This window comes from Micromonospora sp. LHW51205, from assembly GCF_003315815.1.
GTDB lineage: Bacteria > Actinomycetota > Actinomycetes > Mycobacteriales > Micromonosporaceae > Micromonospora > Micromonospora chalcea.
The window spans coordinates 148,131-174,776 of the sequence record NZ_QMEZ01000001.1; the positions used below are offsets into that span (position 1 = coordinate 148,131).

Sequence of the window (26,646 nt, forward strand, 5' to 3'; positions counted from 1 at the left end):
GGCATAGGAAGGGCCCCTTCTTAACAAGATCACGTGCCGTCGCCCCCACCGCCACCGCCGCCGATGCCCGCGCCGCCGGCCGTGCCGCCGAGCCCGTAGCCGGGCGCGACCGGCCGGTCGGGCGGGCGGCTGACGTGCGCCGACTCGCGGATCGTGGCCGACCAGTCGGCGTGCGCCGCCGCTGCCGCGTGCCTGTCGATGGCGTGCCGCAGCCAGCCGTCCACAGTCGCCACCCAGTCCCGCTTGTCGGCACCGGCGTGCCAGATCCGGAACCGGCTGATGCTCTGGTGGGTGATCCCGGCCAGGGAGAGCCGCCGATCCAGCCAGAGCAGCACCTCCATGCCGGCCGAGTCGGTCAGCATGATCATTTCGAGTTCGGTCATCGGGCCGGCGTAGAGCGGGGCGGCCCAGAAGCCGTACCACTGCTGGAACGGCAGCGTCTGCTCCACCCCCGGCAGGCGTCCCTCGCGCAGCCCGGCCTGCCGGATCGCGAAGCCAAGCGTGTCCAGCGCGGCGAGCACGTGCTCCTGGGAGGGCAGCGGGTGGATCAGCACCGGCACCATCGCGCCCTGGTCGACCTCCGGGTCCACCGACACCTCGGTACGCAGCCCGGTACGCAGGCTCAGCAGCGGCACCCCGCCGTACGTGGTCACCGGTGACTCCCACGGCAGCGGCACGGCGAACTCGACGGCGCGCCGTCGTCCGGCCGGCACCACGAACCGGCCCGCGATCGTCCACGTCTGGAACTGCACCAGGCGGCGCGGCGCCTCCGGGTCCTCCGGTTCGACCTGGGTGACCAGGCCGAGCCGGATGTGCCGGACCGGTACGTCCGATCCGCCGGCGCTGAGCGTCACCCGGCCCGGCAGGCGCAGGCCCGGCCGGGTGCTCGGATTGGGCAGCGTGGTGCTCACCGAGAGCCCCGTCCAAGCGGAGTCCCGCGACACCCCGGTCAACCGCATGCCGGGGCATTCCCGCTGCCCGCCCGGCCATGCCCGGCGGAACGGACGCCGGCCCGGCGAGGTGGTCTCCCACCTCGCCGGGCCGGTACGGATCATGACGGTCAGCGCATCCGGCGGCCTCGCGGCACCGGGTCGGTCTCGTCGTCGAACTCGCCGATGACCTCCTCCAGGAGGTCCTCCAGCGCGACGAACCCGATCGGCCGGGTCGGCCCGCCACCGTTGCTCACCAGCGCGAGCTGCGCCTGCTGCGCCCGCATGGCGGCCACCGCCTCGGTCACCGACGCCTCGGCCGGCAGCGTGAAGGCGTTGGTCATCAGCTCGTCCGCGGTCGCCGGGCGGCCGGTGGTGACGGCACGCACCGCCTCGCGTACGTGCACCAGGCCGCACACCTCGCCACCGGCGTCGACCACGGCGAGCCGGGACCGGCCGCTGTCGCGGGAGACGTGCTCGATCCGCTCGGCGGTCTCGTCGCGGCCCACCGTGACGATCCGGTCGAACGGCTCCATCACCTGCGCCACAGTGGTGCCCTGAAGCTCCAGCATGCTGCTGAGCAGCTGGTGCTGCTCGGCGCCGAGCAGCCCGTGCTCCCGGGACTGCTCCAGCAGGATGCGCAGCTCGTCCGGGCCGTGCACCTGGGCGAGCTGGTCCTGCTGCTGCACGCCGAACAGCCGCAGCATCGCGTTGGCGAGCCCGTTGAGCACGGAGAGCACCGGCCGGACGATCCGGGCGAAGGCCCGGAACGGCAGCGCCAGCAGCGTCGCCGAACGCTCCGCGTCGGTGATCGCCCACGACTTCGGGGCCATCTCGCCGACCACCAGGTGCAGGAACGTCACCAGGGACAGCGCGAACACCAGCGCCACCACGTGACTGGCCGCGGTGGGCAGGCCGACCGCGTGCAGCAGCGGGCTGATCAGCCGTTCGATGGCCGGTTCGGCCAGCGCGCCCAGGCCCAGCGTGCACAGCGTGATGCCGAGCTGCGCGCCGGCCAGCATGAGGCTCAGCTCGCGGACGCCGTCGAGCGCCGCGCGGGCGGCCCGGCCGCCACCGGCGGCCGACTGCTCCAGCCGGTACCGCTTGGCCGCGACGAGCGCGAACTCGGCGGCCACGAAGAATCCGTTGAGCGCGAGCAGCACCACGGAGAAGAACAACGCGAACCCGGGGGTCATGCCGCACCCTCCCCGGACACGTCGGCGGTGGACCGCAGCCGTACCGAGTCGGCCACGTGCCGGTCCACGGCGAGCACCTCGACCAGCACCCGCGGGCCGGAGGCCGGCTCGTCGCCGTCGGCGGCGACCGGGATCTCCAGCCGGTCACCGACCTCGGGCACCCGGCCCAGCTCCCGCATCACCAGACCGGAGAGCGTGTCGTACTCGGGCGCCTCGGGCAGCTCGATGCCGGTGCTGTCGGCGACCTCGTCGATGCGCCAGCGCGCCGGGACGACCCAGGAGCCGTCCTCCTGCCGCGCCGCGGCCCGGTCCGGCGGGTCGTCCTCGTCGCGGATCGGCCCGACCAGCTCCTCGGCCAGGTCCTCCAGCGTGATCACGCCGGCGAAGCCGCCGTACTCGTCGACCACGCAGGCGAGCTGCCGGTGCCCGGACCGCAGCCGGTCGAGCACCGTCGGCAGCGGCAGCGTCTCGGGCACCAGCAACGGGGGTACGGCCACCGCGTCGACCCGGGTGGTCGCGCGCTGCGCCGGGGGCACCCCGAGCACGTCGGCGATGCCGACCACGCCGATCAGGTCGTCGACGCCCTCGGCGCCGCGCACCGGGAACCGGGAGTGGCCGGTGTCCAGCAGCTCGACGATGCGGCTGACCGGCTCGTCGGCCCGCACGGTGTGCACGTCGACGCGGGGCACCATCGCCTCGCCGGCGGTCAGCTCCCGGAAGTCCAGGCCCCGGTCCAGCAGGTCGGACATCTCGGCGTCGAGGTGCCCCTCCTCCCGGGACTCGGCGATGATCTGCTCCAGGTCCTGCGGGGTGGCGCCGCTGGGCAGCTCCTCGATCGGCTCGATGCCGATGCGGCGGAGCAGCCGTACCGCGGCCCGGTCGAAGAGCGTGATCAGCGGGCCGGCGATCTTCAGGTACATCAGGGTGGACCGGGACAGCGCCCGGGCCAGCGGCTCGGCGCGGGCGATGGCCAGGTTCTTCGGGGCCAGCTCACCCAGGACCATCTGCACCACTGTGGCGATGACCAGGGCCAGCGCCACCGACAGCGGCAACGCCACCGCGCTGGAGATGCCGGTGAGGCCGAGCAGGTCGGCCAGCCCGGCGCCGAGGAACGGCTCGGCGACGTAACCGACGAGCAGGGCGGTCACGGTGATGCCCAGTTGGGCGCCGGACAGCATGAACGAGAGCCGCGCGGTGACTTCCAGGGCCCGGGCCGCGGCACGATCGCCACCGTCGGCGAGCTGCTTGAGCTTGCCCCGGTCCACGGCGACGTAACCGAACTCCTGGGCCACGAAGTAACCGGTGGCGGCGGTGAGCACGATGATGAGAAGGAGACCGACGAGGATCAGCACGGGAGGTTCAGTGCTCCCGGGGTCGTCGGGGAGGGAATTCGCCGGGTATGACCCGGCCGGCTACTGCTGCCCTCCGGGGCAGGAGAGTCGATCATGCGGCCCATTTTATCGGTACCGGCTGGACGTCCGCTGAGGGTGCCGGGAACCCTCCCCCACGTCCGGTTCACCGCCCGGCGAGCTCGTCCACGTCCAGCAGGCTCCGGTCGACCCGGCCGGACCGGTAGGCCGCCCGGCCGATCATCTGCGCGGCGACCGGCGCGGTGGAGAGCTGGAAGATCGCCACCAGGACCAGCATGCCCAGGTCCGAGGGGGTACGCAGGCGCAACGCCAGCCCGGCCAGCAGCAGCAGGACGCCGAGGACCTGCGGTTTCGTGGCCGTGTGCATCCGGTCCAGCACGTCCGGGAAGCGCACCAGTCCGATGCCGGCGACCAGCCCCAGCACCGCCCCGGCCAGCAGCAGCGCTCCACCCGCCCAGTCCGCGACGGCAGCGACGCTCACGATTCGCCCCGGACCGCGAAGCGCACCAGCGACACCGAACCGATGAAGCCGAGCAGGGAGAGCACCACGAGCACGGGCAGCGTGGTGGCGTGCCGGTTCACGGCGGCCTCCGCCCCCACCGCGGCGAGCATCGCCGTCAGCAGCAGGTCGGCGCCGACGACCCGGTCGAGCAGGGACGGGCCGCGGTAGATGCGGGCCAGGGCGAGCAGCGCGGTGGCCGAGAGCAGCACGGTGAGCGCGACGGCGAGCAGGACTGTCACGGGTGGTTCCTCCGTTCGGCGGGTTCGAGGTCGAGCCGGCGTACCTCGGCGGGAGATCCGATGGCGCGGACGATGCGCCGTTCGACGGCGAGCACGCGCTCGCGGCTGCCGGTGATGTCCTCGGGGCCGCGCACGTCGAGCACGTGCACGTAGAGCACGCCGGCGGCCCGGTCGACGTCGATGATCAGCGTGCCCGGCACCAGCGAGATCACCTCGGCGGTGAGCGCCAGGTTGAGGTCGGTACGCACGCGCAGCGGCACCGCGATGATGGCGCCGCGCGGGCGGTAACCGAAGCGCAGCGCCACGGCGGCGACGTGCAGGCTGGCGCTCACCAGCTCCGCGATGAAGGTGATCAGGAAGACCAGCAGCGCGCGGGGGCGGAACCGGCCGCCGAACGTGACCGGCGGCAGCGGGAAGAACAGCAGCACGGCCGCGCCGACCACCAGCCCGGCGATGAGGTTGCCCACTGACACGTCGCCCCACAGCAGCAGCCACGCGGCGACCAGCCAGCCGAGCGCGAGCGCCTGGTCGCGGCGCCGCCCACCCCGGCCCACCACCTGAATCGGCGCGTCGGGCTCGGGCGCGGCCCGGGGTACGCCCGTCGGCTCCCCGGTCGCGCCCCCGCCCGGGGGCAGGTCGTCGGTCATGGCACGTCCCGGGGCAGGACCGCCCGCACGTACGGGGTGCGTTCGCGCAGGTCGGTGGCCGCGTTCGAGGTGACCTGGAACAGCGGCCCGGCCGCCAGCGTGAACAGCACACCGAGCGCGACCAGGGCGGTGGTGGCGCCGACCATCAGGCCGGGCAGCCGGGCCGGCACGGTGGTGGAGGCCAGCCGGGGCGCCCGCCAGAACGCGATGTTCCACACCCGGGAGGCCGCGTAGAGCGTGAGCAGGCTGGTCAGCGTGCCGGCCCCGACCAGCACGGCGGGCAGCGTCCCGCCCGCCGCCACGCCGGCCTGGAGCAGACCCAGCTTGCCGAGGAAGCCGGAGAACGGCGGGATGCCCGCCAGGTTCATCGCCGGGACGAAGAAGAGCACGCCGAGCATCGGGGCGACCCGCGCCAGCCCGCCGATACGGCGCAGGTCGGTGCTGCCCGCCCGCTCCTCGACCAGGCCGGCGACCAGGAACAGCGTGGTCTGGATGGTGATGTGGTGCACCACGTAGAAGATCGCCCCGGACAGGCCGGCGACGCTGCTCAGCGCCACCCCGAAGATCATGTAACCGATGTGGCTGACCAGCGTGAACGACAGCAGCCGCTTCAGGTCCGACTGGGCCACCGCGCCGAGGATGCCGACCACCATGGTCAGGCCGGCCACCACCATCAGCAGGCCGGCGACCTGGCCGCCGGGGAACAGCAGCGTCTCGGTGCGGATGATCGCGTACACGCCGACCTTGGTGAGCAGGCCGGCGAAGACGGCGGTCACCGGCGCGGGCGCGGTCGGGTAGCTGTCCGGCAACCACGCCGACAGCGGGAACACCGCCGCCTTGATCCCGAACGCGAGCAGCAGCATCAGTTGCAGCGTCAGGCGTACGCCCGACGGCAGCGCGTCCAGCCGGCCGGCGAGCTGCGCCATGTTCAGCGTGCCGGTGGCCGCGTACACCAGCCCCACCGCGGACAGGAACAGCAGCGACGACAGGATGCTGACCACCACGTACGTCGAGCCGGTGCGCAGCCGCACCTCGGTGCCGCCCAGCGTGATCAGCACGAAGCTCGCGGCGAGCAGGATCTCGAAGCCGACGAAGAGGTTGAACAGGTCCCCGGCCAGGAAGGCGTTCGTCACGCCCGCGGTGAGCACCAGGTACGTGGGGTGGTAGATGCTCACCGGCGCGGTCTCGCTGGTCTCCCCCCGGCCCTGGCCGATCGAGTAGAGCAGCACGCACAAGGTCACCGCTGAGGAGACCAGCACCATCAGCGCCGCCAGCTGGTCGGCCACCAGCACGATGCCCACCGGCGCCGGCCAGCCGCCCACCTGCACCACCACCGGCCCGAACCGGTACGCCTCGACCAGCAGCACCGCCGCCACCACCAGGACGCTGGACAGGCAGAGCACGCTTATCGACCGCTGCAGGCGGGGCCGCCCGGACAGCAGGAGGGTGAGCGCCGCGCCGAGCAGCGGCACCACCACCGGCAGCGGCACGAGCCCGCTCATGTCTCACCGTCCCGGCGCAGCCGCCGGCGGGCCGGCTCCGGGTCCACCTGCTCCGGGTCGTCGTCCGGGCCCTCGCCGCCGTGGTCCGCGGTCGACACCTCGTTGCTCTCGGCGAGCCGGACGATCTGCCGGTCCTCCAGGTCGTCCTGCACCTCGTCGTCGCCGCTGGTGTACCAGCTGCGGTACGCGACGGCGAGCAGGAACGCGGTCAGCCCGAACGTGATCACCACTGCGGTGAGCACCATGGCCTGGGGCAGCGCGTCGCTCATCTCACCCTGCGGGGAGGAGCCCACGAACGGTGCGGCGCCGGCTCGCCCGCCGAGCAGGATGAGCAGGTTCACGCCGTTGCCGAGCAGGATGATGCCGAGCAGGATCCGGGTCAGGCTGCGTTCCAGCAGCAACGTGACACCGGCGGCGACGAGCACCCCGACCGCCAGCACCAGCACCAGCGTCGGACCGGCCGCCCCCCTGGTCACTGAGCCACCTCTGTTCGCGACTGCGGGGCTCGCAAACCCGGCTCACTCCTCGCGCTCACGGGTGCCGCCTCTGTTCGCGACTGCGGGGCTCGCAAACCCGGCTCACTCCTCGCGCTCACGGTGGCCCGTCCCGCTGGACGATCAACCCGCGTCCCGCCTCGCCGGCGGCCTCCACGTGCCGGTCCACCTCGGCGCCCAGGCTGCGCAGGATGTCCAGCACCAGCCCGACCACCACCAGGTAGACGCCGATGTCGAAGAAGAGCGACGTGACCAGGTAGAAGTCGCCGATCACCGGCAGCCACAGGCCGACCTTGACGCTCTGCAGCACGTCGCCGGTCAGCGCCAGCCCGAGCACCCCGCTGCCGACCGAGATGCCCAGACCCGCGCCGAGCACGGTGCCGGCCCCGACCGGCGCCGCCTCGGCCAGCTCGTACCGGCCGCCGGCCAGATAGCGCAGGGCCAGCGCGAGGCCCGCCACCAGGCCGCCGGCGAAACCGCCACCGGGGGCGTTGTGCCCGGAGAAGAGCAGGAACAGCGAGAAGATCAGTACGGTGTGGAAGATCAGCCGGGTGACCACCTCGAACACGATCGAGCGACGCCGCTCCGGCAGCGTCTGCCCGCCGCGCAGCCACACCGTGCGCCGGTCACCGGCGCGCATCGCGACCGGCCGCGGGCGGCGCGGACGCGGCCCGGTGCGGGAACGCTCGTAGATCAGGCTGGCCACACCGGTCGCGGTCACCACGAGCACCGAGATCTCCCCCATGGTGTCCCAGGCCCGGATGTCCACCAGGGTCACGTTCACGACGTTGCGGCCGTACCCCTCGACGAGGGCGAGCTGGGGGAAGTCGGCGGAGATCGACGGCGCCCGGCGCGCTCCGGCCGCGGTCAGCGCCAGGCCGGCCATCACCACGCCGGCGGCGATCCCGATGCCGCGCCGCACCCAGCGGCTGCGGCGCAGCGGACGGGCCGAGAAGCGTTCCGGCAGCCGGCGCAGCACCAGCACGAACACGGCGATCGTGGCGGTCTCCACCAGGAACTGGGTCAGCGCCACGTCCGGCGCGCCGTAGAGGACGAACATCATCGCGGTGCCGTAGCCGGTGACCCCGACCAGCAGCATCGCGGTGAGCCGGCGACGCGCGCCGACCGCGAGCAGCGCGGCCACCGCGATCACCACGGCGACCACGAGCTGGGCCGGGTTGTCCCACACCGCCAGCTCGACCCGCCACGGCGCGGTGGCGAGCATCGCCCCGCCGGGCACGAACACCAGCGCGAGCAGCACCGTACCGAGGTACTGCGGCAGCGAGCCGCGCTGGGTGGCGCCGGTGACCTCGATGGCGAGCCGGTCGAAGCCGTGCGTCACCCACTCGTACCCCTGGTTGCCGCTCACCGGCGAGCGCAGCCGCGCCAGCGCGGGCGCGAGCGGGCCGCGGACCAGGTGCAGCGCCGCGCCGCCGGCCAGCACGAGGGCGGAGAGGCCGAGCGCCGCGGTCGGCCCGTGCCAGAGCGCCAGATGCTCCTCGACCGGTCCGAACAACTCCGCGTACGGCTCGAACAGGCCGCTCAGCCACCCGGCGGCCGGACCGGCGGCGAGCCCGGCCACGGCGAGCAGCGCCGGGGGTACGAGCATCGCGGCCGGTGGCCGGGCCACCTCCGTGTCCGCGACGCCGGGCCGGGTGCCGAACGCGCCCCAGACGAACCTGATGCTGTACGCGACGGTGAGCGCGCTGCCGGCCACCAGCACGGCGAGCACGAGCGGGTCGCCGGTGAACGCGGCGAGCACCGACTCCTTGGCCACGAACCCCAGCAGCGGCGGCACGCCGGCCATCGAGGCGGCGGCGAGCGTGGCGACGATCGCCAGCCACGGCGCGGCCCGGCCCACCCCGGACAGGTCCCGCAGGTCACGGGTGCCCGCCTCGTGATCGAGGATGCCGACGACCAGGAACAGCGCCGCCTTGAACAGCGCGTGCGCCGCCAGCATCGCCACGCCGGCCAGCGCCGCCTTCGGGGTGCCCGCCCCGAACAGCACGGCGAGCAGCCCGAGTTGGCTGACCGTGCCGTACGCCAGCAACAGCTTCAGGTCGGTCTGCCGCAGCGCCGCCCAGCCGCCCAGGACCAGCGAGAGCAGCCCGGCGACGACGGTGACCGGCCGCCACGGTCCGGCCGCGGCGAGCGCCGGGCCGAGCAGTCCGATGAGGAAGATGCCGGCCTTCACCATGGCCGCCGCGTGCAGGTACGCGCTGACCGGTGTCGGCGCGGCCATCGCCACCGGCAGCCAGGCGTTGAACGGGAACACCGCCGACTTCGCCAGCGCGCCGGCGAGGACGAGCAGCACCGCCAGCGCCAGGTATCCGCCGCCGGGCAGCGGCGCGGACGCCACCGACGACCAGCGGTAGCCGCCCGCGTGGTGACCGAGCATCAGGAACCCGACGAGCATCGCCAGGCCGCCCAGCGTGGTCACGGTGAGCGCCTGCGCGGCCGCCCACCGGCTGGACCGGCGCTCGGTGCTGTGCCCGATCAGCAGGTACGAGAAGACGGTGGTCAGTTCCCAGAAGACGTAGAGCAGCAGCAGGTCGTCGGAGACGACGAGGCCGAGCATCGCCCCGGCGAAGGCGACCATGACGGCGGCGAACCGGGCCAGCCCGACCGACCCGGGCTCGAAGTAGCGGGCGGAGTAGACGAGCACCAGTGCGCCGACGCCACCGACCAGCAGCAGCATCAACCAGGACAGCGTGGTGACCCGCAGCGCCACGTCGAACTGCAGCTCCGGGATCCACTGGTACGTCTCGACGACCGCGCCGCCGTCGCGTACCGCCCCGGTGTGGGCCACCGCCCAGACCGCGGTTGCGGCCGGGGCGAGCGCGAGCAGCAGGCAGGCGCGCGGACCCCACCGGCGGACCAGCAGCGGGGCGAGCAGCGCCGCCACCAGGTGCACGATCAGCAGGACGAGCACGCGTACTCCCGGTCGAGGTGACAGCGCGCCGGAACACGCTGGGACACAACAGATCAGACTTCACAACCAACCCCAACCGCGCCCTTTTCCCCAAAAGCCACCCATCTCCCACCCACCCACCCACCCCACCCGCCTTCTCGCGGTGATCAAGGAGTTTGTGTCCGGAGCAGGCCCGTGCGCTGACACAAACTCCTTGATCAACGCGGAGTTCGGGCGCCGGTCAGGTCGGGTGGGCCGGTCAGGACAGGGCGGTGGAGTCCAGCTGGCGGGCGGCCCGGTCGACGGCGCGCTGGGCGACGGCGAGGGACCGCAGCGGCAGCCGGGCGTCGCGGCTCTCCCGGCGCTGGACGAAGTAGTGCACGGCGGCCCGCACGCGCGCCCGGTCGGCGGCACTGGAACGGGCGGTGGCGAGGATCATCTCGCGCAGCCGCCGGGCCAGTTCCTCGGCCAGTTCGAGGTCGGGACCGCGCAGCCCGGCGCGGAGCGCGGCCAGCCGGCCGTCGACCTGACGGAGGAGCAGGTCGGTGCCGGGCCCGAAGCCTCGTTCCTCGACGGTCATCCACGCCTCCAGCCCACGCCGCATCGCGAGTGAAGTTACTTTATGTTGCAGTGCACAAGCAACCAGTTAAGTAAGACTTAACGGAATAACCACCCATTTCCCTCCCTGAGCGTCGTCGCCGGGACAGATCGCTCCGGCGAGGCGGCCGGATGTCACACCGGCGCGGCAGGATGGGGTCGTGGCGGACGAGGTGACCCGGTCGGGCGGGGTGCTCCAGGAGTTCGGCGCGGCGACCCGGGAGTGGTTCACCGCGGCGTTCGCCGCGCCCACCCCGGCCCAGCAGGGCGCCTGGCACTCGGTGGCCGCCGGGCGCAACGCCCTGGTCGTCGCGCCGACCGGCTCCGGCAAGACGCTCGCGGCCTTCCTCTGGTCACTGGACCGGCTCGCCAAGGAACCGCCGCCGGCCGACCCCCGCCGACGCTGCCGCGTGCTCTACGTCAGCCCGCTCAAGGCGCTCGCCGTCGACGTCGAACGCAATCTGCGTGCCCCGCTCACCGGGATCCGCCAGGCCGCCGCCCGGCTCGGCCTGGCCCCGCCCGACGTCACCGTCGGCATGCGAACCGGGGACACCCCGGCCGACGAGCGCCGCGCCTTCGCCCGCACCCCGCCGGACATCCTCATCACCACGCCCGAGTCCCTGTTCCTGCTGCTCACCTCCGCCGCCCGCGAATCGCTGCGCGGCGTGGACACGGTCATCCTGGACGAGGTGCACGCGGTCGCGGGCACCAAGCGCGGCGCCCACCTCGCGCTGTCCCTGGAACGCCTCGACGCGCTGCTGGAGCGGCCCGCCCAGCGGATCGGGCTCTCCGCCACGGTCCGGCCGATCGACGTGTGCGCCCGCTTCCTCGGCGGCGCCCGCCCGGTCGACGTGGTGCAGCCGCCGGCCGACAAGACCATCGAGGTGAGCGTCCAGGTCCCGGTGGAGGACATGACCCGCCTCGACGAGCAGGAGCCACCGGAGGACGACCTCGGCGGCCTCGCTCCCCGCCGCGCCTCGATCTGGCCGGCCGTCGAGGAGCGCGTGTTCTCGCTGATCCGCGCGCACCGGTCCACGATCGTGTTCACCAACTCCCGGCGCAGCGCCGAACGGCTCTGCGCCCGCCTCAACGAGCTGGCCGCCGAGGAGTTGGAGGCGGCGTCCGCCCCGGATGGCAGCCGCGTGGCCCGGGGCGGGGAGCCGGTGCGCGTATCCGATCTGCTGCCCGGCGTCGACGGCCCGCCGGCCGGCGACGAGGCCGGGCTCGACGACGCCGACGGGCTCGGCCCGATGTCCGGCGGCGGGCCGGCCGACGGGAGCCGGGCCCGGCGCGGGGCGGAGGCGTTCGGCGGGCCGGTGGGGCCGGTGCGCGCGCCGCGGCAGCCGGCCGAGGTGATGGCGCAGTCCGGCGCGGCGACCGGGGCGCCGGCGGTGATCGCGCGGGCGCACCACGGCAGCGTGTCCCGGGAGGAGCGCAAGCAGATCGAGGAGGCGCTCAAGTCCGGGCGCCTGCCCGCCGTGGTGGCCACGTCCAGCCTGGAGCTGGGCATCGACATGGGCGCCGTCGACCTGGTGGTGCAGATCGAGGCGCCGCCGAGCGTGGCCGCCGGGCTGCAACGGGTCGGGCGGGCCGGGCACCAGGTGGGCGCGGTCTCGCGCGGCGTCGTCTTCCCCAAGCACCGGGGCGACCTGCTCTCCTGCACGGTGGTGGCCGAGCGGATGGGCGCCGGGGCGATCGAGGAGCTGCACTACCCGCGCAACCCGCTCGACGTGCTGGCCCAGCAGATCGTCGCGATGGTGGCGCTGGAGCCGTGGCGGCTCGGCGACCTGGCCGTGCTGATCCGCCGGGCGGCGCCGTTCGCGGAGCTGCCCGACTCGGCGCTGCACGCGGTGCTCGACATGCTCTCCGGGCGCTACCCGTCCACCGCGTTCGCCGAGCTGCGGCCGCGGCTGGTCTGGGACCGCGCCACCGACGTGCTGACCGGCCGGCCCGGCGCCCAGCGGCTCGCCGTGACCAGCGGCGGCACCATCCCCGACCGGGGCCTGTTCGGTGTGTTCCTGGCCGGCGCCGAGCGGGCCGCCCGGGTGGGTGAGCTGGACGAGGAGATGGTCTACGAGTCCCGGGTGGGTGACGTGTTCCTGCTCGGCTCGTCGTCCTGGCGGATCGAGGAGATCACGCCCGACCGGGTGCTCGTCTCCCCCGCGCCGGGGCAGGCGGCCCGGATGCCGTTCTGGAAGGGCGACCAGCTCGGCCGTCCGGTCGAGCTGGGCCGGGCGATCGGGGCCCGGGTCCGGGCGCTGCTGCGGCAGTCAGACGCCGACGCGGTGGCGGCGCTGCGCGCCGGTGGGCTGGACGACTGGGCCGCCGGCAACCTGATGAACTACCTGCGCGAGCAGAAGGCGGCCACCCGGTCGCTGCCGGACGACCGGACGGTGGTGGTCGAACGGTTCCGCGACGAGCTGGGCGACTGGCGGCTCGCCGTGCACTCGGTGCTCGGCGCGCGCGTCAACGGGCCGTGGGCGCTCGCGATCGGCCGCCGGCTGGCCGAGCGGTACGGCGTGGACGCCCAGGTCATGCCCTCCGACGACGGCATCGTGGTGCGCCTGCCGGACACCGCCGAGACGCCGCCCGGCGCCGACGTGGTCGTGTTCGAGCCGGACGAGATCGCCCAGCTGGTCGAGGAGTCGGTGGGCACGTCCGCGCTGTTCGCGTCCCGGTTCCGCGAGTGCGCGGCCCGGTCGCTGCTGCTGCCCCGCCGTGACCCCCGGCGGCGGCAGCCGCTGTGGCAGCAACGCCAGCGGGCCGCGCAACTGCTCGACGTGGCCCGCGAGTACGCCGACTTCCCGGTCACGCTGGAGGCCGCCCGCGAGTGCCTCCAGGACGTCTTCGACCAGCCCGCTCTGGCCGAGTTGATGCGTGACCTGGCCGCCCGCAAGGTACGCCTGGTCGAGGTGGAGTCCGAGCGCCCGTCGCCGTTCGCGCGGTCGCTGCTGTTCGGGTACGTCGGCGCGTTCCTCTACGAGGGCGACGCCCCGCTGGCCGAGCGGCGGGCCGCCGCGCTGGCGCTCGACTCCGGGCTGCTCGGCGAACTGCTGGGCCGGGTCGATCTGCGGGAGCTGCTCGACCCGGAGGTGCTCGCCGAGACCGCCCGCCAACTGCGCTGGCGCACCGAGCAGCGTCGGCCCCGCGACCCGGAGGACGTGGTCGAGCTGCTGCGCGTGGTCGGTGACCTGAGCAGCGCCGAGCTGGCCGAGCGCGGTGTGCCGGAGTCCTGGGCCGACGAGCTGGCGGCGGCCCGCCGGGTGCTGCGGGTCCGGATCGCCGGCGAGGACCGCTGGGTGGTCGTGGAGGACGCCGCCCGGCTGCGCGACGCGCTCGGCGTGGCGCTGCCCGTCGGGGTCGCCGAGGCGTACCTCGCGCCGGTCGCCGATCCGCTCACCGACCTGGTCGCCCGGTACGCCCGCACGCACGGCCCGTTCGCGGCGGCCACCTGCGCGGCCCGGTTCGGGCTCGGTGTGTTCGTGGTGGAGCAGGCGCTGCGGCGGCTCGCGGCGAACGGCCGGGTGGTCTCCGGCGAGTTCGCCCCGGACACGGTGGGCACGCAGTGGTGCGACGCGGAGGTGCTGCGCCTGCTGCGCCGCCGCTCCCTGGCCGCGTTGCGCCGGGAGATCGAACCGGTGCCGCCGCGCGCGCTCGCCACGTTCCTGCCCCGCTGGCAGCAGGTCGGCTCGTCGGCCCGGGGCGTCGAGGCGGTCGCCGCCGCCCTCGAACAGTTGCAGGGCGTGAACGTGCCGGCGTCCGCGCTGGAACGCCTGGTGCTGCCCGCCCGGGTCGCCGACTACTCCCCCGCCCAGCTCGACGAGCTGTGCGCCAGTGGTGAGGTGGTGTGGGCCGGCGCGGGCGCGATCTCCGGCGGCGACGGGTGGGTGACGCTCGCGTACGCCGACGTCGCCCCGCTGCTGCTTCCCCCGCCGGACGAGGCGCTGACGCTGACCCCGCTGCACGAATCAGTGCTCGACGCGCTCGCCGACGGGCAGGCGCTGTTCTTCCGGTCGCTCTCCGACCGGGTCGGCGCCACCGACGACGCCGCCCTGTCCGGCGCGGTGTGGGACCTGGTGTGGGCCGGTCACCTCACCAACGACACGCTCGCCCCGTTGCGGGCCGCGCTCGGCGCGGGCGGGGCGCACCGGTCCCGGCCGTCGGCGCCGCGCACCCGCTACCGCCGGCCCGGCCGGGTGGCGCTGCCCAGCCGGGGCGGCCCGCCCACAATGGCCGGTCGCTGGTCCCGGCTACCCGAACGCGACAGCGATCCCACCCGACGCGCTGCCGCGCTCGCCGACCTGCTGCTGGAACGGCACGGCGTGGTGACCCGGGGCGCGGTCGTGGCCGAACAGGTCACCGGTGGTTTCGCCGCCGTCTACCCGGTGCTGTCCGCGCTGGAGGAACGCGGGGCGGCCCGGCGCGGCTACTTCGTGGAAGGGCTGGGCGCGGCACAGTTCGCGGTGCCCGGCGCGGTCGACCGGATCCGGGCGCTCGCCGACGACTCCCAGGGCCGGGGCGGCCCGGCGGTGGTGCTCGCCGCCACCGATCCGGCGAACCCGTACGGCGCGGCGCTGCCCTGGCCCGAGCGCGTGGTCGACTCCGGGGACGGCGCGGCACCGGCCACCGGGCACCGGGCCGGGCGCAAGGCGGGCGCGCTGGTCGTCCTGGTCGGTGGTGACGTGGTGCTCTACGTCGAGCGGGGCGGCCGGACGATCCTGTCGTTCACCGACGACACCGACACGCTCGGCGCGGCCGGCAAGGCGCTCGCCGACGCGGTGCACTCCGGCGCGCTCGGCGCGATCTCGGTGGAACGCGCCGACGGCGAGGCCGTGCACGCGTCCCCGCTGCGCGACGCGCTCACCGCCGCCGGTTTCCGCGCCACCCCGCGCGGCCTGCGGCTGCGCGGCTGACCGCCCGGCCGCCGCGGTTAGGGTGTGCCGATGGCCTCGATCCGGGTACGCCAGGCGCGCGACGAGGACCGCGCGGCGCTGGCGGCGTTGCACGAACGGGAGTGGGGCGGGCCGATCGTGGTGGTCCACGACACCCGCTACGACCTGAGTGACCTGCCCACGCTGGTGGCGGTGGACGAGACCGGCGGGTTCGCCGGGGCGCTGGCGTACCGGGTCGACGCCGACGGGCTGGAGGTGGTCAGCCTGGCCGCGGCGGCACCGGGCAACGGCGCGGGCACCGCCCTGCTGGCCGCCGCGCAGGAGACGGCCACCGCCGCCGGGGCGGACCGGATCTGGCTGGTCACGACGAACGACAACCTGGGCGCGCTGCGCTTCTACCAGCGCCGGGGGCTGCGGATCGTCGCTGTGGACGCGGGCGCTGTCGACCGGGCCCGCGCGGTCAAGCCGACGATCCCGGAGGTCGGGGCGGACGGCATCCCGCTGCACGACGAGTTGCGCCTGGCCCGGCGCCTGACCGCGGCGGACCGGCGATGAGCGGCCCGGTCTCCGCGGGCCAGGGCCGCGCCACGCCGGGCGACGTTCCGAGCTGTGTCTCGCTGACCACCGACTACGGGCTGGCCGACGGGTTCGTGGCGGCGTGCCACGGGGTGCTGGCCCGGCTCGCCCCGGCTGTCCGGGTGATCGACGTGACGCACCTGGTGCCGCCGGCCGACGTACGCCGGGGCGCGGCCGTGCTCGCGCAGACAGTGCCGTACCTGCCGTGGGGCGTGCACGTGGCGGTGGTCGATCCGGGTGTCGGCACCGCGCGGCGCGGCATCGCGCTGGCCGCGCCCGGCGGGCTGCTGGTCGGGCCGGACAACGGGCTGCTGCTTCCGGCCGCCGAGGCGCTCGGCGGGGTGAGCGCGGCGGTGGAGCTGACCAACCCGGACTGGCTCGGCCCGGCCGTCTCCCGCACGTTCCACGGGCGGGACGTGTTCGCGCCGGTGGCCGCGCGGCTGGCGCTGGGCGCGCCACTGGCCGGGGCCGGTCCGGCCGTGGATCCGGGCACGCTGGTCCGGCTGCCGGAACCGGTGGTCCGCGCCGAGCCGGGCAGCCTCACCGCCGAGGTGCTGACCGTCGACCACTTCGGCAACGTCCAGCTCGCCGCGCCGGGCACGCTGCTCGACGGCCTGCCGCGGCGGCTGCTGGTGAACGGCCGGGAGGCGGTCCACGGCCGCACGTTCGGCGACGCCCCGCCCGGCGCCCTGGTGGTCTACGTCGACTCCGCCGGCCTGGTCGCCATAGCGGTGAACAGCGGCCGAGCCGCAGAAACCCTCCACACCACCCCCGGCGCCCTCCTCACCCTCACCACCCCCCACCCCTGACCCCCGCGATCTTGCAGTTGGCGCCCCGGCACAGAGGACAAATGCCCCACCGAAAGGGCCGAAACTGCAAGATCAACGGGGGTCAGGGGGCGAGAGGGCAGGGTCAGCAGCGGGGGACGGTGCCGCCGTAGATCGAGGACAGGTACGCGTGGCTGACGTAGGTGCCGCCGACCAGGCGGTACCACCTCGTCGTGGTGCGATAGGTACCGGTGATCTTCTGCCCGGTCACGTAGCACTGCACCGGCACCTGGGCGTACGTGGCGGCCAGGCCACGGCTCGCGTACGAGGTGCCCGCCCCGGCGCGCAGGTTCAGCGGCCCGGAGCCGACGACCGCTCGCGCCCCGCCACCTGTCCACAGCAGCGTCACGTCCACCCACGCGTTGTCGGTGAGCCGCAGCCCGTCCCAGAACGTCCCGTCGGCCAGGTCCAGCCCGGCCGGGTTGCGCACGGTGCGTCCGAACTGGTCCAGCCCGCCGTTGTAGTTGCTCTGGTACGCCGCCTGGGCCTCGGGCCGCCCGCGCGGCAGGTCCTTCCAGTTCTCCCGGATCGACGACGGGTTCCACCAGTCGTCGCGGGTGTTCCACGGGCCGACGTCCCAGACCGGGGCGTACTCGCAGCGGCTTCCGCTGGTGGTGCAGACCTTGACCGTGTAGTCGCCGGTGCCACGCGGGGACAGTCCGCGCCGGCTGGGCAGCGCCGCGAAGTGGTCCCGGGCGCGTACGGTGTGCCCGTTCGCGGTGGTGCCGCCGACCAGGCCGATCCGGGTCGCGTACACCCGGTAGGTGAGCGGGGCGGCCGGCTGGACCGCCGTGGTGGCGGCCGAGTCGGCGGCGAGCGTCAGCCCGGTGACGGTGGCCTCCGAGGCGGCGTCCCGGGTGGTCAGCACGACGCGCGCCTGCACCCGGCGGACCGGTTCGTCGAACACGGCCTCGGCGGCGTCGCGCCACTCGGTCCAGCCCCGGGCGCGCCAGCCGCGCACCTGGGCCACCGCCGTACCCCCGTCGCCGGTGCGGGCGGTGAGCCGGGCGCGTACCCGGGTGGCGGGCCGGTCCAGGACGCGCGGCGCGGAGAGCAGGATGCCCTCGGCGACCGGACCGCCCACGGCGGCCGGGCGGGTGCGGGCGGAGGGGCGGGGATCGGCCAGCCGGAGGCGGCCGGAACGCCAGGCGACGTTGACGTCGTCGCCACCGGCGACGGCGAGGTCGACGGACCAGCGTTCGGGGTCGGGCGCGCCGGCGCGAGCCGGCACGGCGGTGGACGGGTGCGCGGCCGACGCGGGCGTGCCGGGCAGTCCGGCGGCCACGGTGAGCAGGGCAGTCAGGGCGACGACGATACGACGTCCGGAATGAGCCATCAGCATTCTCCTCAGAACCCCCTGATCGTTGCGTTTCCGCTGATCAAGTGGAACCTCAGTACAAATGGCGACACATGCGAATTCTGTTCGGTAGGGAACAATGGCGGGGTGCCCGAAGGCGACACCGTCTGGAACACGGCGCGCGTCCTGGATCGCGCGCTGGCCGGGGCCCGGCTCACCGGGTCCGACTTCCGCGTGCCGCAGCTCGCCGCCACCGACCTGACCGGCTGGACCGTGCGCGAGTCGGCCAGCCGGGGCAAACACCTGCTGCTGCGCCTCACCGCGCCCACCGCAGCGCAGTGGACGCTGCACTCGCACCTGCGGATGGACGGCGCATGGCGCGCGTACACCCCGGGTGAGCGCTGGACGGCGCGGCCGGCGCACCTGATCCGCGTGGTGCTCCGCTCCCCCGGCGCGGTCGCCGTCGGCTACCACCTGCACGAGCTGGCGCTGGTGCCGACGGCCGAGGAGCTGTCGCTCGTCGGTCACCTCGGCCCGGACCTGCTCGGCCCGGACTGGGACGCCGACGAGGCGGTACGCCGCCTCGCGGCCGAGCCGGAGCGCACCATCGGTGAGGCGCTGCTCGACCAGCGCAACCTCGCCGGGGTGGGCAACCTCTACAAGTGCGAGGTGCTGTTCCTGCGCGGGGTGTCCCCGTGGACGCCGGTGGGCGCGGTGCCGGACCTGCCGGGCACCGTCGCGCTGGCGCAGCGGCTGCTCGCGGCGAACCGGGGCCGCTGGACGCAGAGCACGACCGGGGTGCTGCGCCGGGGTGGCACCAGCTACGTCTACGGCCGCCGGGCCCAGCCGTGCCGGCGCTGCGGGACGGCCATCCGCAAGGAGGAGCTGGGTGAGCGGGTCACCTACTGGTGCCCGGTCTGCCAGCCCGACCGTTCCTGACGTGGAACTTCCACGAAACGCCAAAGATCGCCGAGATAGGGACGATTGGGTACTTCCGTCCCACCCCCGTGGCGTCGCATGCTGCGATTGACCGCTCACCGATCGTCAGCAGCGCGTACGCCCGCCACGCCGGGGTGTCGGCCGGCGCGCCCCGACCCCGGGGAGAGCCATGGTGCTGTTCCGCAGACTCCGGCCGGGACGGCCGGACCGGGCCGGAGTCGCCGAAGAAACCGCGTTCGCCGGTTCCGCGGCGCGGGGCGTTCCCGCCGCGCGCGCCGGCGACGAGGAGCCGGGGACCACCCCGGCGAGCCTGGACCCGGCAGCCGTCCCGCGCCTGTTCGGCCCGGTGCCGAACACCGCCGCCAGCCCGCTGCCCACGCTCGACGCCGACGGCCGCCCGGCGCCCGGCACCGGCATCCGCAAGTTCGTCGACCCGCTGCCGCTACCAGGGCAGCCCGCCACCGACGGGCTCGGCGCCCGCCTGCCCGTCGCCGTCCCGGACACCATCACCTGGCCGGGCTGCGACTACTACGAGATCGGCCTCCAGGAGTACGCGCAGCGCCTGCACCGCGACCTGCCGGCCACCCGGCTGCGCGGCTACCGGCAGCTCAACCTGGGCACCGACGCCGCCGGCCACAACACGGTCAGCCCACCGGACCGCCCCTGGCACCTCGGCCCGATGATCGTCGCGCGGCGGGGCCGCCCGGTCCGGATCAAGTTCATCAACCAGCTCCCCACCGGACGGGCGGGCGAGCTGTTCCTGCCGGTGGACGAGACCGTCGACGGGGCCGGCGCCGGCCCGCTGGACGGTCCCGCGCCGTACCCGCAGAACCGGGCCGTGCCGCACCTGTCCGGCGCGCAGACCGGGTGGATCAGCGCCGGCAACCCGTGGCAGTGGGTGACCCCGGCCGGCGAGATCACCCCGTACCCGGCCGGGGTGGGTGTCACCCCGGTGCCGGACATGCCGCCGCCCGGCGCGGGCGCCACCACGCTGTACTTCCCGAACGAGCAGAGCGGCCGGCTGATGTGGCTGCACGACAACACGCTCGGCCTGTCCCGGCTCACCGTCTACTCCGGGCAGATCGCGCTGTACCTGCTCACCGACCCCGCCGAGGACCGCCTCGTGGACGACGGCGTGCTGCCCGCGGAACAGTTCCCGCTGGTGATCGAGGACAAGACGTTCGTACCCGACGACGCGCAACTCGCCGCCCAGGACCCGACCTGGGACCGGGACCGCTGGGGCGCCAAGGGCAGCCTCTGGCACCCCCACGTCTACCAGCCCCGGCAGAACCCGTACCGGCTCACCGGCGGCAACCCCACCGGCCGCTGGGACTACGGCCCGTGGACCCACGACCCGGACGGCGGCGCCAGCCCGTGGGTCGCCCCGGTGCCGAACCCGCACCACGACCCCGACGCCGACCCGGACGAGCCGCCGCTGGCGCCCGCCGTGCCGCACCCGTCGGCGGTGCCCGAGGCGTACGGGGACACCCCGCTCGTCAACGGCGTGGCCTACCCGTACCTGGAGGTCGCACCGCGCGCGTACCGGTTCCGGATCCTCAACGCCTGCGCGGACCGGGCGCTCAACCTGCAGCTCTACCGGGCCGCGTCGGACGGCCCGATGTGGGCAGACGACGGCAGCCCGGCCGACCCTGACGCCGGTGAGGTGCCGATGGTCGAGGCGGTACGCGCGCCCGGGCGGCCCGCGTACTGGCCGGTGGACGGGCGCGACGGCGGCGTGCCCGACCCGGCCGCCGCCGGACCCGACCTGATCCAGATCGGCAACGAGAGCGGGCTGCTCCCCGCCCCGGTGGTGCTGGCCAACCGGCCGGTGGACTACCGCTACGACAGGCAGGACCCGACGGTGCTCAACGTGGACGGCCACGCGCTGCTGCTGGCCCCCGGCGAGCGGGCCGACGTGATCGTGGACTTCGCCACCGTGCCGCCGGGCAGCACGCTGATCCTCTACAACGACTGCCCCGCGCCGCTGCCCCGGTTCGACACGCGCTACGACCACCACACCGGCGCGCCCGACCGGACCGGCTCGGGCGGGCTGCCGCCGACCCGGCCCGGCTACGGCCCGAACACCCGAACGCTGCTCCAGATCCGGGTCACCGGCAGCCCTGCGCAGCCGTACGACACGCGCCGGCTCGCCGACCGGCTACCCGGGGCGTACGCGCACAGCCAGCCGCCGCCGATCGTGCCGCAACCGGCGTACGACGCCGCGTTCGGCACCCACACCCCGCGTCCGACGCTCGTCGGCGCGCGGGACGGCTCGGTCACGTTCACCCCGCCCGGCGCGGCGGCCCCGGTCACGCTGCCGCTGGCGGTGAAGTCGGTCGGGCAGGTGTTCGAGCCCCGGCACGGCCGCGCGGTGGGCCGGCTCGGAGTCGGCCACCCGGTCAGCGGGCCGCTGCTGCCGGCCACGCTGCCGCTGGGCCCGGTGGAACCCGCCACCGAGGTGCTGCACGCCACCGACCCGGCCGTGCCGGTCGGCGCGCCGGGCGACGGCACGCAACTGTGGCGGATCGTCGGCGACGCGCCGCGCACCCATCCGGTGCACATCGAGGGCTGCGACGTGCAACTGGTCAACCGGGTCGGCTGGGACGGCACGCTGCGCCCGCCCGAGCCGGGCGAGCTGGGCTGGAAGGACACCGTCCGGGTCAACCCCCGGGAGGACGTCGTGGTGGCGCTGCGTCCCGTACCGCCGCCCCTGCCGTTCAAGATCAGCGACAGCGTACGGCTGCTCGACCCGTCCCGGCCCGCCGGCGCGCGGCTGGACGCGAGCCCGGTCAGTCCGGCCGACGGCCGCCCCGCCACGGTGGTCAACCAACTCGTCAACCTGGGCTGGGAGTACCGCTGGCAGACCCGCTCGGCGGGACTGCGCGACCAGGGCATGAGCCGTCCGCTGGTGCTGCGGGTGGCACCCAAGGCGCCCACCGGGCTGACCGCCACCCCGGCGCCCGGCAGCGCCACCGCGCTGCCCGCCATCGCGCTGACCTGGACCGGCAACGGCAGCCGCCCGGTGCCCACCAGCCACCTGCTGCAACGCGCCACCGACAGCGCCTTCACCGCCGGGCTGACCGAGATCACCGTGGCCGCCACCGCGACCCGCTACACCGACGCGACAGTCACCCCCGGCGTCACCTACCACTACCGGATCCGCGCCGAGAACGCGGTGAGCTGCTCGTCCTGGTCGAATGCCGTACCGGCGGCGGTGCGTCTGGCCGCGCCGGCCCGGCTCACCGCGGCGGTGCCGCCGACCGCGCCGCTGCGGGTGGCGCTGCGCTGGGCGAACCACTCCTTCGCCACCGGTGTGGACGTGCAGCGCGCCACCAACCCGACGTTCAGCAGCGGCCCGGGGACCACCGCCATCGCCGTGGGCGAGAACCACGTGGACCCGGCCGTCGCGCCGGACACCACGTACTACTACCGGGTACGCACGACGTACCTCGGCGCGGCGTCCCCCTGGTCGACAGTGGCCCGGGTGACCACCCCGGCCCGGCCGACGACGCCCACGGCGGTGAGCGTCATCGCGAGCGCGCCGGGACCGGACACCGCCACCGTGACGCTGAGCTGGTCGGCCGAGACGCCGGCCGGACCGGGCGCCGGCTTCATCGTGCAGCGCGCCACCGACGCCGCGTTCACCAGGGAGCCGGCCACGTTCCGCGTCACCGGCCGCGGCTTCACCAACACCGGCCTGGCGCGCTCCACCACCTACTACTACCGAGTACGCACGACGAACGTGGTTGGCAGGTCCCCCTGGACCCCACCAACCCCCATAACCACCCCCACCTAGCCCTCCCTCTCAGGGTCGATCATGAAGTTGACGGCAGATTCCGAGATCAACAACACCGTCAACCTCATGATCACCGGCGCTGGCGGGCGGTGAGCGGGTGTGGGGGTGCCTGACCGCGAGTTGCCCGCCCGGGCGGCCCGACGCCCTCCGCCCGCCCCCTGTCCGCGCCGTTGATCAAGGAGTTGGTGTACGGATTCGGCCCGCCTCAGGACACAAACTCCTTGATCAACACGCGGGACGACCAGCGCGCGGGACGATCGGCGCGCGGGGGATCGGCGTGCGGCGGGGGCGGTCAGCGGCCGGGCTGGGGGGCTCGGAGGGGGGTGCGGAGTTCGGCCAGGGCGGAGGCCACCCCGTGCAGCAGGTCGGTGGCCTCGGTCAGCCGCGCGGCGGCCGGGTGCGCGGTGTCGGGACGGGCGTCCTCGGCGACGTAGCCGGCGGCGGCCACCACCAGCCGTTCGTACGCGGCCACCCCGTCCTCCAACTGGGCCACCAGCGTGGCGTGCACCTCGTCCAGCGTGCTCTGCGGGGTCAGCTTCGCCGCGCGTTCCACGCCCGCCACCCGGTTCGCCAGCTCACGCAGCGAACGATCGGCCTCGGCCGCCTCCCGGACCGCCGGCTCGGCCAGACCGGTCAGCCGTCCGGCGAGCCCGGCCAGGGTGAGCGCGGCCCGGTCCAGCCGTGCCCACGGCTCGGCCGCGGCGGTGCCGCGCAGCGCCATGCGGGAGCGGACCCGGCGTACCTCGGCCAGGACACCCGGCCCGACGGGCAGCCGCTCGACGGCGGCGACCAGCCGGGCGCGGGAGCGGGCGGCGGCCTCCGCCGGGTCGAGCGCGGGCGGCGCCGGCACTGCTGCGAGCGCCCGGTGGTCGGCCCAGCGCCAGGCGGCGATCGCGATGGCGCTGCCCGCGGCGCCGGCCCAGGCCGCGTCCGGCAGGCCCAGTCCGGCGTACGGGGTGAGCACCGCCGCGGCGCCGCCGAGCCCGCCGGCCAGCACGCTCCACCGTCGCGCCGAGTTGCGCAGCCTGCGCAACCTGCGGAAATATCGGGCCCGCTCGTCGGCCATGGTGTCCGCCCCTCCGTCAGCCGGTCGTGCTCTCCCCGGTGCCGCGTTCCCGGCTCATGCTGGCCCGGATCTCGTCGAGCCGGGCCGCGGCGGCCGGGTCGGCCGGCTGCCCGACGGCGGGGGTCTCCTGCCGGCCACCGAGCTGCTCGCCGGCCATGCTCGACCGGATCTGTTCCAGTCTCGCCGATCCGGCCGAGTCGAGCGTGGCCTTCTGGATCTCCAGCATCCGGCCCTCGACCGAGTTGCCGGCCAGCTCGGCGCGGCCCATGGCGGTGGCGTAGCGGCGTTCGATCCGGTCGCGGACCTCGTCGAGCGACGGGGTGTTGGCGGGTGCGGTGAGCGACGACATCGACTCCAGCGAGCGGGCCACGCTCTCCTGCATCTTGGCCTGCTCCAGCTGGCTGAGCAGCTTGGTGCGCTCGGCCAGCTTCTGCTGGAGGATCATCGAGTTGTTCTCGACCGCCCTGCGGGCCTGGGCGGCCGCGCCGAGCGCCTGGTCGTGCAGCGTCTTGAGGTCCTCCAGGGCCTGCTCGGCGGAGACCAGCTGGGTGGCCAGCATCTGGGCGGTCTGCTCGTAGCGCCCGGCCTCGGCCTCGTCGCCCCGGCCCCGGGCCTGGTCGGCCACTGCGAGCGCCTGCCGCGCGTTGCCCTGGAGCTGTTCCACCTCGGTCATCTGCCGGGACAGCTTCATCTCCAGCTGGCGCTGGTTGCCGATCACCGCGGCCGCCTGCTGCACCAGCGCCTGGTGCTGGCGCTGCGCCTCCTCGACGGCCTGCTGGATCTGCACCTTCGGATCGGCGTGCTCGTCGATCTTCGCGCCGAAGAGCGCCATCAGGTATTTCCAACCCTTGACGAACGGGTTAGCCATCTCCGCCTCGTCCCCTCAGTAGCGTCGCGCCTACATCGTTCCAGCCGGACGCCACTCCGGCACCCGTACGCTCCTGATCAACAGTACGACGCGGACGCCAGCACCGCCCACGACGCGACAGCCGGGGTCAGGCGGCGCAGACCACGTCCCGCTCCGCGGGGCGTACCCGGGTGCTGCGCAGCGTGGCCTTGAGCGGCGAGTCCTGCCGGACCTGGACGGCGACCGCGCCGTCGGTGGTGACCTGCCGGACACCGCGGTTGGTCGCCTTACGCACGGCGGCCGTGGCCACCGGGGCCGGCTCGTCGGCCACCGGGACCAGCACGCCGGGCATCTGCTCGGCGAGGGCGACGGTGTCGCTCACCTCGCGCAGCAGTTCCGACAGGCGGGCGCCGAGCGCGTCGCAGATGGCGGCCAGCAGCTCGCTCGACGGTTCCTTCTGGCCGCGTTCGATCTCGGACAGGTAGCCCAGGCTGACGTTGGCGGCGGACGACACCTCGCGGAGGGTGCGGTGCTGCCCCTGCCTGCGTGTCCGCAGCGCGTCACCGATCACCCGGCGTAGCAGGACCATCGCACCTCCCCCTGGACGGGACCACCATGCCCGGCCGAGCCGCGCCGGGCACCGGACGCGGAGACCGCTCCGGCGCCGACGGCGACCGTCGGAGCCTTCCCGCAACCGTACCCGTTGGTTGCCACGACGACATCCCACCCCGCCTCTGAAAATCCGTGCGGATCGGCCGGCCGGCGGGCCCGCGGCCGGGCGTGTCGGCGCCGGGCCGGCTCATCGGGGGCCGACCCCCGCCGCCTCGGCGGCGTCGGCGTCCTCGGGGAGCTGGATGCGGTCGGCGAGCAGCCGCAGCGCCTCGATCACCACGGCCGAGCGGATGTGGTCGCGGCCGCCGTCGAGGTCGAGCCGGCGTACCTGCGTGCCGTCCGGCCCGGCGACCGCCACGTAGACCAGGCCGACCGGCTTGCCGTCCTGCGGCTCCGGCCCGGCGACGCCGGTGGTGGCCAGGCCCCAGTCCGCGCCGCACCGCTGCCGTCCGCCCTCGGCCAGGGCGGCGGCCACGTCGGGATCGACCGGGCCACGCTCGGCCAGCAGGTCCTCCGGTACGCCGGCGAGCGTCGCCTTGAGTTCGGTGGCGTAGACCACCATGCCGCCCCGGTAGATCGAGCTGACCCCGGCGATCTCCACGACCGCCGCGGCGAGCAGCCCGCCGGTCAGCGACTCGACGGTGGCCAGCGTCTGGCCGCACTCGTGCAGGCGGTGCACGACGGAGGCCGCCGGGTTGCCGGCGGGCCGCTGGTGTCTCTCGTCGGTGTCCATGCCCGCCCTCTCTTCCCGCGCCAGGGCGGCTTACTCTTCGGCCGCCCGGAGCGACGAGCCGGCTGCCCGGGTCAACGGGCCGGACGCCGCAGCCGCAACGCCTGGGCGATGTAGTCGAAACCGGTGACCACGGTGACCACCACCGCCGCGCCCATGATCCACGGACCGATCGCGGCGAGCGCCTCCGGCATCGGCCAGAGGTACCAGGTGATCGCCAGGATCTGCAGCGCCGTCTTGACCTTGCCGCCCCGGCTGGCCGCGATCACGCCGTGCCGGATCACCCAGAAGCGCAGCCCGGTGATGCCCAGCTCACGGGCGAGGATCACCACAGTCACCCACCAGGGCAGCCGGTCGTAGACGGAGAGCAGCACCAGCGCGGCGCCGGTGAGCGCCTTGTCGGCGATCGGGTCGGCGACCTTGCCCAGCGAGGTGACCAGCTCGAACCGGCGGGCGATCCAGCCGTCGACCAGGTCGGTCGCCGACGCCACCACGAAGATCAGGCAGGCGGCCATCCGCCAGCCCGCGTGGGTCATCGCGGACGCGACCACGGTGGCCGCGAAGACGGGCACCAGCACCAGGCGCGCGCCGGTCAGCACATTCGCCGCGTTGAGCAGCGGTACGGGGGCGGCCGCCGTCGACTCCGCGCCCGTCATGTCCCGCATCGCCCCACGTGG

21 protein-coding genes are annotated in these 26,646 nt (G+C 74.7%); 5 read left to right on the plus strand and 16 right to left on the minus strand.

What is annotated here, in order from left to right:
* Nucleotides 1-29: 29 nt before the first annotated feature.
* From DQE82_RS00700 to DQE82_RS00745, 10 genes are all read right to left on the minus strand, one after another.
* Nucleotides 30-959 (minus strand): sporulation protein, encoded by a 930-nt coding sequence (locus tag DQE82_RS00700; RefSeq protein ID WP_113971767.1) that lies wholly within the window; start codon nucleotides 957-959, stop codon nucleotides 30-32.
* A 101-nt stretch (nucleotides 960-1,060) separates the two neighbouring features.
* Nucleotides 1,061-2,125, minus strand: a complete 1,065-nt coding sequence (locus DQE82_RS00705; RefSeq protein ID WP_043325753.1) for a hemolysin family protein — start codon at nucleotides 2,123-2,125, stop codon at nucleotides 1,061-1,063.
* Entirely contained in the window at nucleotides 2,122-3,477 is a 1,356-nt protein-coding gene (locus tag DQE82_RS00710; protein WP_043325755.1) for a hemolysin family protein, read from the minus strand. The genes DQE82_RS00705 and DQE82_RS00710 overlap by 4 nt, the downstream gene beginning before the upstream one ends.
* 163 nt (nucleotides 3,478-3,640) lie before the next feature.
* Nucleotides 3,641-3,976 (minus strand): monovalent cation/H(+) antiporter subunit G, encoded by a 336-nt coding sequence (gene mnhG / locus DQE82_RS00715; RefSeq protein WP_043325757.1) that lies wholly within the window; start codon nucleotides 3,974-3,976, stop codon nucleotides 3,641-3,643.
* Complete coding sequence (locus DQE82_RS00720; RefSeq protein ID WP_043325758.1) at nucleotides 3,973-4,236, minus strand: monovalent cation/H+ antiporter complex subunit F; 264 nt, start codon at nucleotides 4,234-4,236, stop codon at nucleotides 3,973-3,975. The genes mnhG and DQE82_RS00720 overlap by 4 nt, the downstream gene beginning before the upstream one ends.
* Entirely contained in the window at nucleotides 4,233-4,883 is a 651-nt protein-coding gene (locus DQE82_RS00725) for a Na+/H+ antiporter subunit E (protein WP_064447104.1), read from the minus strand. The genes DQE82_RS00720 and DQE82_RS00725 overlap by 4 nt, the downstream gene beginning before the upstream one ends.
* The gene (locus DQE82_RS00730) at nucleotides 4,880-6,385 is read right to left on the minus strand and encodes a Na+/H+ antiporter subunit D (RefSeq protein WP_064447103.1); all 1,506 of its coding nucleotides are present in this window, start codon (nucleotides 6,383-6,385) and stop codon (nucleotides 4,880-4,882) included. Before DQE82_RS00730 ends, DQE82_RS00725 begins: the two co-directional genes overlap by 4 nt.
* A complete protein-coding gene (locus DQE82_RS00735; RefSeq protein WP_043325764.1) occupies nucleotides 6,382-6,861 on the minus strand; it encodes a Na(+)/H(+) antiporter subunit C in 480 nt (159 codons plus the stop codon). Before DQE82_RS00735 ends, DQE82_RS00730 begins: the two co-directional genes overlap by 4 nt.
* Nucleotides 6,862-6,976: 115 nt before the next feature.
* On the minus strand, nucleotides 6,977-9,811 hold the full coding sequence (locus tag DQE82_RS00740; protein WP_113971768.1) for a Na+/H+ antiporter subunit A: 2,835 nt from the start codon (nucleotides 9,809-9,811) through the stop codon (nucleotides 6,977-6,979).
* A 238-nt stretch (nucleotides 9,812-10,049) separates the two neighbouring features.
* Nucleotides 10,050-10,370 (minus strand): hypothetical protein, encoded by a 321-nt coding sequence (locus DQE82_RS00745; RefSeq protein WP_030504176.1) that lies wholly within the window; start codon nucleotides 10,368-10,370, stop codon nucleotides 10,050-10,052.
* A gap of 178 nt (nucleotides 10,371-10,548) precedes the next feature.
* Here DQE82_RS00745 and DQE82_RS00750 point away from each other — a divergent pair, with 178 nt between their 5' ends.
* The 3 genes from DQE82_RS00750 to DQE82_RS00760 are packed head-to-tail and all read left to right on the plus strand — an operon-like array spanning nucleotide 10,549 to nucleotide 16,664.
* Nucleotides 10,549-15,300 (plus strand): DEAD/DEAH box helicase, encoded by a 4,752-nt coding sequence (locus DQE82_RS00750; protein ID WP_113971769.1) that lies wholly within the window; start codon nucleotides 10,549-10,551, stop codon nucleotides 15,298-15,300.
* 30 nt (nucleotides 15,301-15,330) lie between these two features.
* Nucleotides 15,331-15,834: a GNAT family N-acetyltransferase gene (locus DQE82_RS00755; RefSeq protein WP_113972336.1), complete on the plus strand. Its 504-nt coding sequence runs from the start codon at nucleotides 15,331-15,333 to the stop codon at nucleotides 15,832-15,834.
* Nucleotides 15,831-16,664, plus strand: coding sequence for an S-adenosyl-l-methionine hydroxide adenosyltransferase family protein (locus DQE82_RS00760; protein WP_069089339.1), 834 nt, complete (start codon nucleotides 15,831-15,833; stop codon nucleotides 16,662-16,664). Before DQE82_RS00755 ends, DQE82_RS00760 begins: the two co-directional genes overlap by 4 nt.
* 103 nt (nucleotides 16,665-16,767) lie before the next feature.
* On the opposite strand, the gene DQE82_RS00765 is transcribed toward DQE82_RS00760, so the two are convergent.
* Nucleotides 16,768-18,018, minus strand: coding sequence for a hypothetical protein (locus DQE82_RS00765; protein ID WP_069089519.1), 1,251 nt, complete (start codon nucleotides 18,016-18,018; stop codon nucleotides 16,768-16,770).
* A gap of 108 nt (nucleotides 18,019-18,126) precedes the next feature.
* Between DQE82_RS00765 and DQE82_RS00770 the strand changes: the two genes are divergently transcribed.
* Both DQE82_RS00770 and DQE82_RS00775 read left to right on the plus strand, forming a co-directional pair.
* Nucleotides 18,127-18,918: a DNA-formamidopyrimidine glycosylase family protein gene (locus DQE82_RS00770; protein WP_064447098.1), complete on the plus strand. Its 792-nt coding sequence runs from the start codon at nucleotides 18,127-18,129 to the stop codon at nucleotides 18,916-18,918.
* A gap of 169 nt (nucleotides 18,919-19,087) precedes the next feature.
* Nucleotides 19,088-22,714 carry a multicopper oxidase domain-containing protein gene (locus DQE82_RS00775; protein WP_113971770.1) on the plus strand — a complete coding sequence of 1,209 codons (3,627 nt, stop codon included), beginning with the start codon at nucleotides 19,088-19,090 and terminating at the stop codon, nucleotides 22,712-22,714.
* A gap of 292 nt (nucleotides 22,715-23,006) precedes the next feature.
* Here DQE82_RS00775 and DQE82_RS00780 read toward each other — a convergent pair whose 3' ends face one another.
* From DQE82_RS00780 to pgsA, 5 genes are all read right to left on the minus strand, one after another.
* Nucleotides 23,007-23,780: a hypothetical protein gene (locus tag DQE82_RS00780; RefSeq protein ID WP_113971771.1), complete on the minus strand. Its 774-nt coding sequence runs from the start codon at nucleotides 23,778-23,780 to the stop codon at nucleotides 23,007-23,009.
* Nucleotides 23,781-23,796: 16 nt separating this feature from the next.
* Entirely contained in the window at nucleotides 23,797-24,648 is an 852-nt protein-coding gene (locus DQE82_RS00785; RefSeq protein WP_030503385.1) for a PspA/IM30 family protein, read from the minus strand.
* 127 nt (nucleotides 24,649-24,775) lie between these two features.
* The gene (locus tag DQE82_RS00790) at nucleotides 24,776-25,216 is read right to left on the minus strand and encodes a helix-turn-helix domain-containing protein (protein WP_043325770.1); all 441 of its coding nucleotides are present in this window, start codon (nucleotides 25,214-25,216) and stop codon (nucleotides 24,776-24,778) included.
* 210 nt (nucleotides 25,217-25,426) lie between these two features.
* Complete coding sequence (locus DQE82_RS00795; protein ID WP_043325772.1) at nucleotides 25,427-25,972, minus strand: CinA family protein; 546 nt, start codon at nucleotides 25,970-25,972, stop codon at nucleotides 25,427-25,429.
* Between the two features lie 71 nt (nucleotides 25,973-26,043).
* Nucleotides 26,044-26,625 (minus strand): CDP-diacylglycerol--glycerol-3-phosphate 3-phosphatidyltransferase, encoded by a 582-nt coding sequence (gene pgsA, locus DQE82_RS00800; RefSeq protein ID WP_187693674.1) that lies wholly within the window; start codon nucleotides 26,623-26,625, stop codon nucleotides 26,044-26,046.
* Nucleotides 26,626-26,646: the final 21 nt, after the last annotated feature.